The organism is Micromonospora sp. CNZ280, assembly GCF_011759515.1.
In genome coordinates this window covers 362,720-376,968 of the sequence record NZ_JAAOYP010000005.1, presented here as the reverse complement: position 1 = coordinate 376,968, position 14,249 = coordinate 362,720, and the positions used below count along the sequence as shown (strand labels likewise).

10 protein-coding genes are annotated in these 14,249 nt (G+C 73.7%); 2 read left to right on the top strand and 8 right to left on the bottom strand.

Translation table 11 applies throughout. The features are described 5' to 3' along the window. Positions 1-5 precede the first annotated feature (5 nt). On the top strand, positions 6-1,043 hold the full coding sequence (locus tag FHX32_RS32415) for a hypothetical protein (protein WP_167191699.1): 1,038 nt from the start codon (positions 6-8) through the stop codon (positions 1,041-1,043). A gap of 29 nt (positions 1,044-1,072) precedes the next feature. Here FHX32_RS32415 and FHX32_RS32410 read toward each other — a convergent pair whose 3' ends face one another. The 5 genes from FHX32_RS32410 to FHX32_RS32390 form a co-directional block, all read right to left on the bottom strand. Continuing rightward, the gene (locus tag FHX32_RS32410) at positions 1,073-2,089 is read right to left on the bottom strand and encodes a hypothetical protein (protein ID WP_167191697.1); all 1,017 of its coding nucleotides are present in this window, start codon (positions 2,087-2,089) and stop codon (positions 1,073-1,075) included. 73 nt (positions 2,090-2,162) lie between these two features. After that, complete coding sequence (locus tag FHX32_RS32405; protein ID WP_167191695.1) at positions 2,163-2,426, bottom strand: phosphopantetheine-binding protein; 264 nt, start codon at positions 2,424-2,426, stop codon at positions 2,163-2,165. Between the two features lie 20 nt (positions 2,427-2,446). Next, positions 2,447-3,670 carry a pyridoxal-dependent decarboxylase, exosortase A system-associated gene (locus FHX32_RS32400; RefSeq protein ID WP_167191693.1) on the bottom strand — a complete coding sequence of 408 codons (1,224 nt, stop codon included), beginning with the start codon at positions 3,668-3,670 and terminating at the stop codon, positions 2,447-2,449. Then, the gene (locus tag FHX32_RS32395; RefSeq protein WP_167191691.1) at positions 3,667-5,226 is read right to left on the bottom strand and encodes an acyl-CoA ligase (AMP-forming), exosortase A system-associated; all 1,560 of its coding nucleotides are present in this window, start codon (positions 5,224-5,226) and stop codon (positions 3,667-3,669) included. The genes FHX32_RS32400 and FHX32_RS32395 overlap by 4 nt, the downstream gene beginning before the upstream one ends. A 34-nt stretch (positions 5,227-5,260) precedes the next feature. Further along, positions 5,261-6,022 carry a hypothetical protein gene (locus FHX32_RS32390; protein ID WP_208419633.1) on the bottom strand — a complete coding sequence of 254 codons (762 nt, stop codon included), beginning with the start codon at positions 6,020-6,022 and terminating at the stop codon, positions 5,261-5,263. Positions 6,023-6,570: 548 nt separating this feature from the next. Here FHX32_RS32390 and FHX32_RS32385 point away from each other — a divergent pair. Further along, complete coding sequence (locus FHX32_RS32385) at positions 6,571-7,695, top strand: hypothetical protein (RefSeq protein ID WP_167191689.1); 1,125 nt, start codon at positions 6,571-6,573, stop codon at positions 7,693-7,695. 25 nt (positions 7,696-7,720) lie between these two features. Here FHX32_RS32385 and FHX32_RS32380 read toward each other — a convergent pair whose 3' ends face one another. The 3 genes from FHX32_RS32380 to FHX32_RS32370 all read right to left on the bottom strand — a co-directional run bounded on the left by FHX32_RS32380 (position 7,721) and on the right by FHX32_RS32370 (position 14,231). Beyond that, the gene (locus FHX32_RS32380) at positions 7,721-9,196 is read right to left on the bottom strand and encodes an oligosaccharide flippase family protein (protein ID WP_167191687.1); all 1,476 of its coding nucleotides are present in this window, start codon (positions 9,194-9,196) and stop codon (positions 7,721-7,723) included. Then, positions 9,193-10,416, bottom strand: a complete 1,224-nt coding sequence (locus FHX32_RS32375) for a glycosyltransferase family 4 protein (RefSeq protein WP_167191685.1) — start codon at positions 10,414-10,416, stop codon at positions 9,193-9,195. Before FHX32_RS32375 ends, FHX32_RS32380 begins: the two co-directional genes overlap by 4 nt. A gap of 101 nt (positions 10,417-10,517) precedes the next feature. Then, on the bottom strand, positions 10,518-14,231 hold the full coding sequence (locus FHX32_RS32370; protein WP_208419632.1) for a DUF4082 domain-containing protein: 3,714 nt from the start codon (positions 14,229-14,231) through the stop codon (positions 10,518-10,520). Between the last annotated feature and the right edge of the window lie 18 nt (positions 14,232-14,249).

The following is a 14,249-nucleotide window of genomic DNA, read 5'->3' as shown; positions in this document are numbered from 1 at the left end:
GCGACATGAGCGAGCCGACGGGTGGGCTCGGCCCGCGGGCGCGGCTGGCCGTGCTGGTGGTGGTGCTGCTGGTGGTGGCCGGTGGCGCGGGCGGCTACGTCTGGCGGGTCCGGCAGGACCAGGTGGCGGCGCGGGCGGCGGCGACCGGGGCACCGACCCGGGCCGACCTGCCGGCCGTGCGGAGCGGGCCGCACCTGGTGTTCCGGAACACGGCCCTGGGCCCCGACTACGGTCGGGTGGCGATGGTGCCGCTCACGGCGCCGGCCGGGCCGCGCGCGGTCACCGGGGCGTCCTGCGAGCGCGTCCACGCGACCCGCGACGAGTCGCTCTGCCTCGCCGCCGACCGCGGTCTGGTGACCACCTACCGGGCGCAGCTGCTCGACGCCGACTGGGCGCCCCGGCGGGACCTGCCGCTGGTGGGCACGCCGAGCCGGGCCCGGCTGTCCCGGGACGGGTCGCTGGCGGCGACCACCACGTTCGTCCAGGGCGACTCGTACGCCAACCCGGGGCAGTTCTCCACCCGCACGGTGGTCAGCCGGGTGGACGGCGAGGTGATCGGCGACCTCGAGGAGTTCACGCTCGTGGTGAACGGGAAACGGGTCACCGCCGTCGACCGGAACCTGTGGGGGGTCACCTTCGCCGACGACGACCGCTTCTACGCCACCGCCGCCTCCGGCGGGCGGACCTGGCTCGTCGAGGGCAGTCTCGCCGCCCGCCGGGTCACCGCGCTGCGCGAGGACGCGGAGTGCCCGTCGCTGTCGCCGGACGGCAGCCGCGTCGCGTTCAAGAAGCACGGCGACCTGCCGCCGGGACGCTGGCGGCTGGCCGTGCACGACCTCGCGACCGGTGCCGAGACGCTGCTCGCCGAGATCCGCAGCGTCGACGACCAGGTCGAGTGGCTGGACGACCGGACCGTCGTGTACGGCCTGCCACGCACCGACGCCACCTCGGCGTCCAGCGACGTCTGGGCGGTGCCGGCCGACGGCGGTGGGCAGCCGCGCCTGCTGGTCGCCGACGCCTGGTCGCCGGCCGTGGTGCGCTGAGCGGTGCGCGGACGGGTGGGCTGACCGGCTCAGGACGACGGGGCCAGCGGCTTGCCGTCGCTCCACACGTTGTCCTGCCACACGTTCCCGGGTGCCGACCGGGCGTAGGAGGTTACCGGCCCGTACGAGCCGCACCTGCCGTTGCCGCCCCGCTCGAAGACGTTGCCGGTGACCACGATCCCGCTGACCTGCGTGCCGTACTGCTTCTTCTCGTCGAAGCCGCCGTAGAAGCAGTAGGACATCTGGTCGGAGGCGACGAAGAGGTTGTCGCGGATGGTGTAGTTCGCGTTCGGCCCGAAGTCGCCGAAGATGGACACGGCGGCCGTACAGCCGCCGCCGCTGGCGTTGCCGCGCCGGTCGCAGGCCAGGGTGTTGTGCACCAGCCGGATGTCGCTGCCGCCGTTGGACAGGAAGGCGTTGAGGTGCCAGTCCTCGCCGTCGGGCAGGTACTGGCCGTGCAGCCAGGAATCCTGGACCAGGCAGTTGCGGTAGCAGTTGACGCTGGTCTGCCCGCCGCGGATCTCCGAGCGCAGCACGGTGAGGTTCTCGAAGCCGACGGTGTGCTCGTACGCCTGCCCGCCGTCGACCTCGGAGTCCTCGACGCGCAGCGAGTGGCTCCCGCCCTCCAGCCGGATCGTGCCGTCGACGCGGCTGGACCGGATCACCACGTTCGCCGCCTTGACCACCAGCGAGCAGCGGACGTGCCGGCGGTCGATCACGGTGTTGGCCCGGGTGATCGTGCAGGGCCCGGAGTACCGGCCCAGCCGGACGCCGTCGGGCACGCCGGTGTTGCCGGCGCCCGGGAAGTCCGTCGCCCCGGCGGCGGCGGACGGCGTGCCGGTGGCCGGTCCCGTGGGCCGGGTACCGAGCCGTTCGCTGGCGCGGGGCGCCGGCGACGACGTGCCCGCCCCGGGCCCGCTCGCCGCCGGCGCGCTCGGGTCCCCTCCCGTGGTGGCGGCCCGGTCGGTGTCCCGGTCGGCCACCGCCGCGACCGTGCCGCCGGCGGCGACCGCGGCCAACAGCGCCAGGGCCGCGCCGAGCGCCACCCGGCGACGGGGTCGCCCGCTCGGGGCGGCGGGGCCGCGGTCGGGTTGCGTTGACTGCCGCACGGGTCGCCGGCTAGGGCCGGCGCTCGGCGACGAAGGCGGAGAGGCTGCCGAGCGTCTCGAACAGCTCAGCGGTCACGTCACCGTCGTCGACGGTGAAGCCGAACCGCTCCTCGATCGCCGCGACCAGTTCGAGCACGGCCATCGAATCCAGCTCCGGCAGGCTCTCCAGCAACGGCGTCGACGCGTCCAGCCCGGCCGCCCGGTCCTCGATGCCGAGCACCGAGACCAGGACCTCCCGGACCTCGTCGAGGGTTTCCACGTGGCTGACGTCCACAGCTCCTCCTTCTCGCGCGATCAGACCAGCACCTCGGCCGGGGCCGGGTGACTGAGGAAGGCGGTCGGGCTGGCGGTGAGCCCGTACGCGCCGGCCTGGAACAGGACGATGAGGTCGCCGACGTCCGCCCGGGGCAGCGTGACGGCGTCGCCGAGCAGGTCCAGCGGGGTGCAGAGGCAGCCGACGACGGTCACCGTCTCGGCCGGCTCGGCGTCGATCCGCTCCGCCACCGCGATCGGGTAGTTGCGCCGGATCACCTGGCCGAAGTTGCCGGAGGCGGCGAGCTGGTGGTGCAGTCCACCGTCGACGACCAGGTAGGTGCGGCCACGGGAGACCTTCCGGTCGACCACCCGGGTCACGTAGACGCCGCACTCGCCGACGATGTAGCGGCCGAGTTCGACCACGACCCGCGCCTCGGGGAGCCCCTGCCGGATCGGCCCGCGGGCCAGCTCGGCGAGGTTCGCGCCGATCGCCGCGAGGTCCAGCGGCTCGTCCCGCTCGGTGTACGGGATGCCGAAGCCGCCGCCCAGGTTGAGGTAGCGCACCGGCATGGGGGATTCCTCGGCCAACCGGAGCGCCAGCTCGACGGTGCGGCGCTGCGCCTCGCAGAGGCTGTCGGCGCGCAGGTTCTGCGAGCCGGCGAAGACGTGGAAGCCGAGGAACTCGACGTCGGCGTGCGCCAGTTCCTTGAGCAGCGCGGGCACCCGCTCCGAGTCCACGCCGAACTGTTGCGGACCGCCGCCGAGGCGCATGCCGGAGCCCTTGACCGCGAAGTCCGGGTTGACCCGCACCGCCACCCGGGGCCGCAGCCCGAGCAGCCGGCCCAGGGCGGCGACCCGGTCGGCCTCGTTCTCGGATTCCATCTCGATGGTCACCCCCGCCGCGATGGCCTGCCGCAACTCGGCGTCGGTCTTGCCAGGGCCGGCGAAGCTGACCCGGTGCGGCGGCATCGGCGTGTCCAGCGCGGTGCGCATCTCCAGGGCGGAGGCGACGTCGAAGGAGTCCACCAGCCCGGCCAGGTGCTGCACCACGGCGGGCATCGGGTTCGCCTTCACCGCGTAGCTGAGCTGGACCTCGCCCGGCAGGGTGGCGCGCAGCAGCGCCACCCGCCCGGTGAGCAGCCGCCGGTCGTACGCGAAGAAGGGCGTGCCGCCGACCCGCTCGGCGAGGCGGTCGACCGGTACGCCGCCCACGGCGAGCCGGCCGGCGTCGCGGTCGAAGGCGGCGGCGGGGTGTCGGGTCACGAGGTCAACTCCTGGCGTAGCAGGTTCCGGTCGAACTTCCCGTTCGGTGACCGGGGCAGCGCGGGCCGCACCACGATCTCCCTGGGCAGCATGTACGGCGGCAGCTCCCGCTTCAGGGCGGCCAGCAGCGCCGCCCGGTCGAGGTCGGTGCCCTCGGGCGGGCTCACCACCAGGACCACCCGCTGGCCGAGCACCGGGTCGGGCAGGCCGAGGGCCACCGCGTCCCGGGCGAGGCCGCTGTCGTAGGCGACCTCCTCGATCTCGGTGGGGCTCACCCGGTATCCGGAAGTCTTGATCATGTCGTCGACCCGGCCGACGAAGTAGAGGAAACCCTCCTCGTCGCGGACCACGGTGTCGCCCGACCAGACCGCCGGCTCCGGCAGCAGGTCGCCGTCCCGGCCCGGTGCGGGGCGGAACCGTTCTGCCGTGCGCACCGGATCGTTCCAGTAGCCGAGGGCGACGAGCGCGCCCCGGTGCACGAGCTCGCCCTCCTCCCCCGGCCCGCAGGGCGTGCCGTCCGGCCGGACCACGAGGATCTCGGCGTTGGGGACCGCCTTGCCGATCGAGTCGGGCCGGCGGTCCACCTCGGACGGGTCGAGGTAGGTGGAGCGGAACGCCTCGGTCAGCCCGTACATCAGGTAGGGACGCGCGGCGGGGAATATCCCGCGCAGCCGCTCCAGGGTGGTCTTCGGCATCCGGCCGCCGGTGTTCGCGAAGTACCGCAGGTGTTCGCCGGCCTCCACCGGCCAGCTCGTCCCGGCCAGCTGCGCCCACAGCGGCGGTACGCAGGTCAGCCCGGTGACCCGGTGCCGGGCGCAGAGGCGCACCACGTCGCCGGGAAACAGGTAGTTCATCAGCACCACGTGGGCGCCGACGGCGAAGGCGGTGGTGAGCTGGCTGAACCCCGCGTCGAAGCTGAGTGGCAGCACGGCCAGGATGACGTCGTCGGCCGAGTTCGCCAGGTAACCGCTGACGCTCGCCGCCCCGGCGAGCAGGTTGCGGTGCGAGAGCACCACCCCCTTCGGCTTGCCGGTGCTGCCCGAGGTGTAGAGGATCGCGGCCATGTCCACGTCGATGCCGGTGCCGGCCGGCGGAAGCGGGTCACCGTCGCGCAGCGCTGCCCAGCCGGTCACCGTCGGCCGGCCGGTCCCGGCGGCCGCGCCGCCGATCAGCACCACGTGCTCGACCGACTTGACCTGCTCCAGCTCCGCGCGCAGCAGCGCGTACCGCTCCGGCGTGGTGACCAGCACCCGCACCGCGCAGTCGGCCAGGATGTAGCCGACCTGCCGGGGCCGCAGCAGCGGGTTGACCGGTACGAAGACGCCGCCGGCCGCGGCCGCGCCGAAGACCGCCTCGACCGCCTCGATCCGCTTCTCGGTCCAGACCGCCACCCGGTCGCCGCGCTCCAGCCCGAGCCGGCGCAGACCCGCGCCGACCGCGGCCACGCCCCGCCACAGCCGTGCGTAGCTGACCGTGTCGTCCTTGTAGGTCAGTGCGGGCGCGTCGCCCCGTCGGGCGGCCGCGCCGGCGACGAGCTCGTGAAGCTGAGTACGCATGTGGAGGTTTCGTCCCTCTCGTCCGGGCGCCGGGTCACCAGCTGAGGCAGACCAACTCGCTGTAGAGGTAGTCGACGTCGTCGGGTTCGAGGCGGTCGCTGCGGAACATCCGGCGCCGGGTGTCGGGCAGCAGCACCGACAGCGGCGGGCGCGCGCCGACCAGCCGCAGCTCCGCGAGGGTGGCGAGGACGCCGTGCCGCAGCAGCAGGTGACGGAGCAGCATCCGGTGCATCCGGCGGAACAGCGCCGGGTTGCTGACGTACAGGATCGAGCCGAACAGCGGCAACCGCTTGCGGCGGTCGCGGCGGAACACCACGTAGCTCCACTCGTCGCCGTCGACGAGCACGACGTGCCGGGCGGCCGGGGCGTCGGCGTGGTCGAGGTAGCGCTCCAGCTCGGGGCCGGTGAGCGTCCGGCGGATCACCTCCGGGTCGGAGCTGACCACGCGCCGGCCGGGCAGCGACGGCCAGGGCAGGTTCGGCAGCAGCGCGGTGGTGGTCGGCAGGAAGCGGAAGCCCAGCCGGGTGTTGATCGGCACCACGTTGCCGCTCGGCGAGAGGTCGGTGAAGTGGTAGCCGGGCTGGGCCAGCAGCGCCTTGAGCAGCTTGAGGCTGTGGAAGCGGAACTCGGGGAGCACGCACCAGGCACCGAGGTTGCAGAACCGCTCCGCCCGGCCGGCCAGGGTGCGCTCGGAGTAGAAGGCCAGCAGCACGCCGACCACCTCCCCGCCGTCGGCGACCAGCATCATGCCGTGGTTTGGCGCGTCCACCTTCCACGGCACGTCGACCGCGCGCACCCACGCCTGGACGGGAACTCGACCGTTAAGGTGGGTATGAAGGAATTGTCCTGCCGCCGCCACCCGAGGCCCGGCGATGGGCTCGACCCGGACTCCCATTCAGGTCGTCCGACCCGGGGCGGGGCGGCGGTGCCGCCGGTCGCCGGCGGCGGGGTGCGGGTCGTCAGGAGAGTGGACGGGCCACGGCGGACCGCCGAACCAGCTCCGGTCTACCACCGCAGACTCCCTCGAACGTCCGACGTACGTGGCCCCCGACCGGCCGTGGCGCGATCCGGCCCGGGCGGCCGCTCCGGCGCGGGGCTGCGGCGACGATACCTCGCGTTCGCGGCGTGGATCCGTCGCTGAGCCGGATATCCGTCAGTCGTCGGCCCTAACCTGCCCGCCCGGCCGGGCGGAGGCCGACGGTCGCGGAACCACCCCGCCCCAACCGGGTTCGGTCGTCGACCGTCCCGTTCTTCCCACCACCCCACCCGGCGTCGCCGGGGCGACGCACCGATCAGCGCCGCGGCCCCGGCCGCGCGCACCTGGACTGTGAGGAGTGGACCACCATGAAGCCCAGACGCGGGTTCCGCCTGAACCGACGGCTCGCGGTCGTCGGTGCGCTGGCGGCAATGCTCGCGGCCTCCGGCGTGCTCGCGGTGAGTTCGGCGGCGGACAGCCGCCCGACGTCGGCGCGGCCCGGCTCGGCGGTGCGGACCGCCACGGCGGCGGCCGACGCGCAGTACCGGCGGGCCCACCGGTCGCCCCGGCCGAAGCCGTCGAAGACCCGGCCACCCGCCGTCGGGTCGCCGCGCCCGTCCACGCCCGCCCCGACGGTCACCTCGTCGCCCAGCCCCACCCCGCCGGCGGGCGCCGGCCGCGGCTGCGCGTTGCCCGCCTATCCCACCGCCGCCTGCACCGGCGTGCCGGCCGGCTGGACGCCGAAGGTGCGGCACCAGGGCGACCTGGTCATCACCCGGGCCGGCACGGTGCTGACCGACCACCTGGTCACCGGGAGCATCCTGGTCCGGGCGGAGAACGTGGTCATCCGCCGCACCCGGCTGTACGGCACCGTCGACAACTTCCTCGGCGACCGCGTCCACGGCGGGCTGCTCATCGAGGACTCCGAGGTGGTTAACCCGCCCGGCGAGGAGTTCTCCACCGACCAGCTCTACGCGTTCGGGGTGGCGAACTACACCTGTCGCCGCTGCAAGGTGGTCAACCGGATGGAGGGCTGGCGGATCGGGGCGAAGGACTACCCGGGCGCCGGGCCGGTGACCATCGAGGACTCGTACGCCCGACTCGCGGTGCCGCCCGGCATGTGCCGGTCCGTGGACCCGCACGGCGACGGCATGCAGGCCTACCACGGGCCGAGCGTCGTCCTCCGCCACAACACCATCGACCAGCGGCTGGACGACTGCCCGACCGCGCCGGTGTTCATCCCGGACCAGCGCAACGACGGCGGGACGATCCGCGACAACCTGCTGGCCGGCGGGGGCTACTCGCTCCGGGTGACCGGCGGCTGGTTCCCGGCGATCACCGGGAACAAGATCGTGCACGACTCGTACGGCTACGGCCCGGTCGACGTGGACTGCCGCAAGGTCGGCGACTGGAGTGGCAACGCCACGGTCCGGTACGACTGGGTCGCCGGCCGGGTGCTCGGCGAGGTGGCCCCGCTCAGCCACTGCGGCTGAGCCCGGGCACGGCGGGCGGCGGGCGTCAGCCCGCCGCCCCCGGCTGTCCGACCGTCCTGAGGTCGCGGACCACGTGCCGCAGCCGGAACCCGAGCACCCCGATGGTGGCCAGCGTGGTGAGGCCGGCGACCGCGAGCACCACCAGATCGACGGCGCCGACCCGGGCCACCAGCAGGGCCACCGCGACGACCGCGACGGCACCGGCCAGCGGCGGTCCCAGCCGCGCCGCGACCGGCAGCGGCGGGATCCCCGACCGGCGCAGCGCGACGAGATAGAGCGGCAGGATCACCAGCAGGGCGACCGCGAACTGGGCCGCCGCGGCGGCCTGGAGGCCGCCCAGCACGCCCGTCGCGTACAGGGTGGGCAGGAGCACGACGAACCAGACCACCTGGACGGTCAGCACCACCCGGGTGTCGGCGATGACCACGAAGTAGTCGTAGCAGAGTTCGAAGAGGATGCGCAGCGCCGCCAGCGGCCCCAACCAGAGCAGCACCGCCGCGGCCGGCTGCCAGGCCGCGCCGTAGAGGATGCGGATCAGGGCGTCGGACGCCGCGGCGAGCAGCAGGCACGCCGGCAGGGTGACGGATCCGAGCAGGCCGGCCGCGGAGAGGAACGACCGGCGCAGCGCCGGCGGGTCGTCCTGGAGCCGGGCCAGCGCGGCCGGCACCACCGCCCGCACCGGCTGGGAGAAGACGGTGACCGGCCAGCTGGCGAGCTGGAGCGCCAGCACGTAATAGCCGAGCGCGGTCGGACCGAGGGTAGCGCCGACCACGACCCGGTCCAGGTTGGTGGTGGCGAACACGACGATGCTGGAGCCGGCGAGCGGCAGACCGAACCGGAGCAGGGCGCGGGCCTTCGCCGGGTCGAATCCGAACCGCAGCCCCTGCGGGGCGAAGACGAGGAAGAGCACCGCCCCGGCGAGTGAGCCGGCGAGTTGCCCGACGGCCAGGCTCATCGCCCCGTTGCCGGCGAGCGCGAGGCCGATCGACGCCAGCGCGCTGGTCCAGTTCGTCACCAGGTCGGCCATCGTCTTGCGGTCCTGCCGGAACGCGCGTTGCAGCAGCGCCACCGGGGTCGCCACCAGACCGCTGACGATGACGCTCAGCCCCAGCACCCGGATGACCGCGGTGGAGCCGGGATCACCGAGCGTACCGGCGAGCAGGGGGGCGCCGAGGTAGAGCGCGGCGTAGACGAGGGTGCTGGTGAGCACCGAGAGAGTCGCCACCGTCGGCGCGATCTCCCGGGGGTCGCCGGGCCAGCGCACGATCGCCAGGCTGACCCCCAGCTCGTTGAAGCTGAGCACCGCCAGCAGCACCACCAGCGCCACCGCGAAGGTGCCGAAGGCGTCCGGACCGAGGATCCGGGCCAGCGCGACCCCGATGGCCAGGGTGCTGAGCCGGCTGACGATGGTGCTCGCCATGCTCCAGCCCAGGGCCCGGGACGCCTGGGCGAACAGGTCGGGACGCTCGGCCGCCGGGGCGGGACGTTCCTCGACGCTCACCCGAACATCCGCCGGATCCGCTGGCGGGCGGTGGCGGGCAGCAGGTCGGCCAGGCCCTTGTGCGCGGCCACCCGCAGCCCCTCCCGCAGCCGCACCCGCGACCCGGGCCGGTCCCGCAGTGCCTCGGCGTAGACCTCGTGCAGGGTCTGGGTGGCCGCCTTCAGGCTGAACCGGCCCAGCACGAGCTGCCGCCCCCAGTCGCCGCGCTCGACGCGCAGCCGCCGGTCGCCGACCAGCTCGCCGAGCTGCGCCGCCAACGGCGCCGGGTCCAGGTCGCCGTCGCCGATGCCGTAGAAGCCCCAGCGGAGGAAGTAGTCGATCGTCTCCGGCGCGCAGGTTCGGGAGAAGCCGCGGATGCCGAGCACCACGAGGGGGCGGCCGAAGGCCATCGCCCGCAACGCCGAGCCGCCCATCCCGAGGGCGATGTCCGCGGCCGCGTACGCCGGTCGGGGGTCGTCCATCGGCCCGGTCAGCACCACCGCCGGCCGGCCGAGCGCCCCGTTCGCCCGCTCCGCCGCGGCCGCCACGTCCGCGTACGAGGGGCCGCCGCCGGTGACCACCAACCGGACGCGGCCGTCGTCGAGCAGCCGCAGCGCCCGGATCGCCCGCAGCACGCCCTCCGCCTTCATGTCCGGTTCGAGCCGGGAGACCACGCCCACCACGATCTCGTCCGGGCCGATGCCGTGGCGCTGACGGAACGCGTGGCCGTCGACCACCGCCGGATCGTCGACGTCGGTGTTGACCGGCGGCTCGATCAGCGCCGGGGCCGGCCGGAACTCCCCCGCCTCCGCCACCAGCTGGGCGGTGCCGACCACCAGGCCGCCGTAGCGGGGCATCCAGCGCGGGACCCGCATGCCGTACACCGTGGTGACCACCGGCGTGCCCAGCCGCAGGTGCGGGCCGTAGAAGGCGTCGAGGGCCACCGAGTACTCGTACGCGTGCACCAGGTCGGCCCGGAAGTCGCGCACGGCCCGGGTCAGCGCGCGGGACAGCCCCGGCCGGACCGGCATCGCCCGCCCCAGCCGTTCGGCCCGGTGCCGTACGGCGATCACCGGCAGTCCCGCCTGCCGGGCGAGGGCCGCCACCGGCCCGGGTTCATCCCGGTAGTTGCCGAAGATGGCCACCTGGTGGCCCTGGTTCCGGACGCTGACCGCGAGATCCAGGGCGTTGAGCTGACTGCCCCCGAGCTCCAGATGGTGCAGGCCGACGAGCAGTCGCACCCTTTCCCCCCACTTCGCGCGTTGCGGCGCGTACCGCCGGCCGGTCGGTCGGCGGTACGCGCCGGGGCGGCGCGGGACCGCGTGGCCCGCGCCGCCGACCGTCAGTACGGAGCGAACACCAGGTCCACCCAGTAGTTCGTGGCCGACGAGGACGACGGATGCCCGTCCCCGGGACCGTAACGGTAGGTGCCGCCCGAGGCCGGCACGGTCAGCTGCCCGACAGTGCGCGCGCTGGCCAGCCCGTCACCGGTCACCGCGTACTGGCCGACGGTGGTGTGGTAGGAGATCGTGTACTCCTGACCCGCGCTGATCGGCACCACCTCCGGGAAGTACGCGGTCTGCCACCCGGACGCGGTCTCGTCGGTGAAGGTCACCGTGCTCAACCGGCTGCCACCGGCGGACCAGAGCGATCCGGTGTGGGTGCCGGTGTTGCCCGGTCCCTTGTAGAACCGGACGCCGTAGACCTGCCCGTCGGCGGCCGGCACGAACCGCATCCCCACCTCGACGGCGGCGTTGTCGTCCCAGCTCGCGGTCTGCGGCGCGTCGCTCGCGGCGAAGATCCCGTACGCCCCGGGCGGCGGCGCGCCGGGCTGCCCCACCGGCGGCACCTCCTCGTCGGTCAGGAAGAGCGGGTCCACCCAGTAGTTCGTCGACTCGTAGGACTGGTTGGGGAAGCCGCTCTCGCCGTAGCGGTACACGCCGTTGTTGCCGCCCGGCGCCACCAGCGGCCCGACCGTCTTCGTCGTCGCGAAGTACCCGTTGTCGCCCGGGTAGAAGCCGTTGGGCGCGAAGTAGGAAGCCACGTAGTTCGTCCCGGCCGCCACGTCGAGCGGGCTGGCGAAGTACGCGGTGCGCCAGCCCACCGTGGTGGCGCTCGGCACGGTGGCGGTCCGCAGCGGGGTGCCGGCGGCGGACCAGAGCGTCACCGGGTGGTTTCCGGTGTTGCCCGGCCCCTGGTAGAAGCGGATGCCCACCACCCGACCGTCGACCCGCGGCCGGAACGTCACGCCCAGCTCTACCGCGTTGGCGTCGTTGTGCGCCGGCGTCGCCGGCACCGCGTCGGGCGGCAGGAGGGTGTGCAGGTCGCTGTCGAGCGCGGTGAAGAACGACCAGGTGGCGGTCCCCGACCGGCCCTCGGCGTCGGCGGCGGTGACGGTGGCGGTGTAGCTCGTCGCGGGGTCCAACGGCGCCGTCGGGGTGAACGTCACCTTCCTCAGGGCCGCGTCGTACGCGGTGGACCCGGCGACCGGCGTGCCGCCCCTGGCCAGGGTGAACGAGACCGTCGCCGGGTCGAGCGCCTTGGAGAAGACGGCCGAGGGCGTGGCGTCGACCGGGACGTCGCCGGAACCGTCGGTCGGGGTGGTGGAGGTGACCGCCGGCGGCAGGTCGGCGCTGACCGCGAAGGTCACGTCCACGTAGTAGTTGGCCGACCCGAACGTCTCGTTCGGGAAGCCGCCCGAGCCCCCGTAGCGGAACAGGCCGTTGCCGGCGCCGGGGGCCGACCGCGGCGCGGTGAGCGGACCGCTGGTCCAGTCGCGGGCGAAGACCCAGTCGTCGCCGGCGTAGTTGCCGCTCGGCGCGAAGTACGACGCGACGTAGCTGACCCCGGCGGTCACCGGCACGGGCGAGCCGAAGGTCAGGGTCTGCCAGCCGGTGGCCGTCTCGTCGGCGAACGTGCCGCCGGCCATCAGCTGGCCGGAGTTGGTCCACAGCCGGCCGAGGTGGGTGCCGGTGTTGCCGGGGCCCTTGTAGAAGCGGACGCCGGTGACGTACCCGTCGGTCTGCGGGGTGAACCGCACACCCAGCTCCACCGCGCCGCCGTCGGCCACCGCCGGCCGCTTCGGCACCCGCTGGCCGAAGAGCGTGTTCGGGCCGGTGAGCGCGAACTCCCGGGTGGCCGGTGCGCCGACGTTGACGCTGTCGTCGATCGCCCGGACCCGTACCACCTGGGTGCTCAGCCCTTCGGCGTGGAAGCTGTACGACCAGGAGGTGGTGCCGGTGGCCGGGTGCCAGCTCGTGCCGTCGTCGGTGGAGACCTCCACCCCGGCGACCCGGCCGCCGACGTCGCCGGCGGTGCCGGTGAGGGTCACCTGGCTGCCCCGGGCCACGGTGGCCCCGGCGGCGGGCGCGGAGATCGTCACCGTGGGCGCCGTCCCGTCGGTCGACGCGGTGGTGGGCACCAGACCGGCCATCAGGGTGGCCGGCTGGACGCCCATGTCGGCGAAGAGGTTGATCACGGCCTGCTGCATCCGGCTGTCGGTCGGGGTGCTCTGCCCGTCGTGCGCCTCGTCCAGGCCCCAGCTGTACTGGATGGTGCCGGCGCCGAAGACCAGGGCGCCGCTGGCGGCCCGGTACAGGGTGAGGTGGTGGGTGGTGGTGCCCGGCGCGACCTTGTTGCCGAAGTCCTGCAACACCTGCGGCACCTCGCCCGTGGTGGTGGAGAGCCGGATCAGGCCCGGCGGCCGGAAGCCGTTGTCCAGGTCCTCGTCGGACTCGTAGCCCACCGTGTGCGGGGCGAGGGTGGCCGACGTGCCGGCCGGCAGCGAGGTGAGGTTGGTGTGCCGCCAGAGGCGATAGCGGCCCTCCTCCGCCCGTACGCTCAGCGCGAGGTCACCGTCGTTGACCATGAACATGGTGCCCATCAGCTCGTTCTCCGGCCGGCCCCCGTTCGCCGGCGGGCTGAACCGGGGGTCGCGCCAGGTGCCGGTCCACTCGCTGGACGGGTCGATCTTCGCGTTGGCCCAGGTCTCCTTGTACGTGACCAGGGTGCGGTGGGCGGTGCCGCTGCCGTCCTTGCTCGGCTCCCAGCGGGTCTTCCAGTAGACCGAGTTGCCGCTGAAGAAGGCGAGGTGGGTGCCGGCGTCGCGGGCCGCCTCGACGTTCTGCCGGTGGGCGCCGGACCAGTACTCGTCGTGCCCGACCGAAAGGAAGATCTTGTGGTTCCGGATCAGCTCGCCGCGCCGGTCGCTGTCGACGTTCGTGGTGTAGCTGACGTCGTACCCGTTGCGCTCCAGGAAGCGGATCATCGGGTACTCGGCGCCGAAGAGGAAGTCCCGCCGCTCCACGCTGTTGCGGGTGGCGAAGGGACGGTTGTAACTGACCTTGTAGGCGCGGCCGACCGAGCCGCCGCCGGAGTAGAAGTCGGAGCCGCCGTACTTGTTGTAGGCGTGCCAGGTCGCGTCGGAGGTCTGGAAGAAGACGTCGGAGGTGCTGCTGTCCTGCCGGACGACGAAGGTGATGTGACTGTCCCCGCCGGTGTCGTTGCGCCGTAACCGGGCGATGTACACGCCGGAGACCGCGGTCGACGGCACGGTCCAGGAGGCGGAGACCGCCCAGTTGCCGCAGTCGAACAGCGCGGTGGTGGCCTCGGTGACGCAGTCGGGCTGGGTCTGCGGCAGTGACACCGAGGGGCTGACGCCGGTGATCCGGCGGGCTCCGTTGCCGCCGTACCAGCCGAGCCGGTAGATGTCGATGGTGTACGCTGTCGCGTTCGTCTTGATCTTGAAGTCGATCCGCTGGCCGGCGTTGACGCTGATGTCGGTGGCGAAGCCCTGGATCGACGGGTCGCCGCTGCCGTCGATGTCCCAGACCGAGGCGGGGGTGCCCGTCTTGCTGTTCTCGCAGACGATCGGGTTGACCACCGGGTCGCACGGATCGGCCTGCGCCGGGCCGGGGGCCGCGAGGGCACCCGCCACCACGGCCACGACGGCCGCCACCGCGCCTGACCGGCGGATCACCCACCGCCGGCCTCCGGCCACTGTGGACCGGATGGACGCGATGTCGCGGGCGGCACGCCGCTCCTGCTGTCCGTTCACGACGCTGCTCCCTCGGAC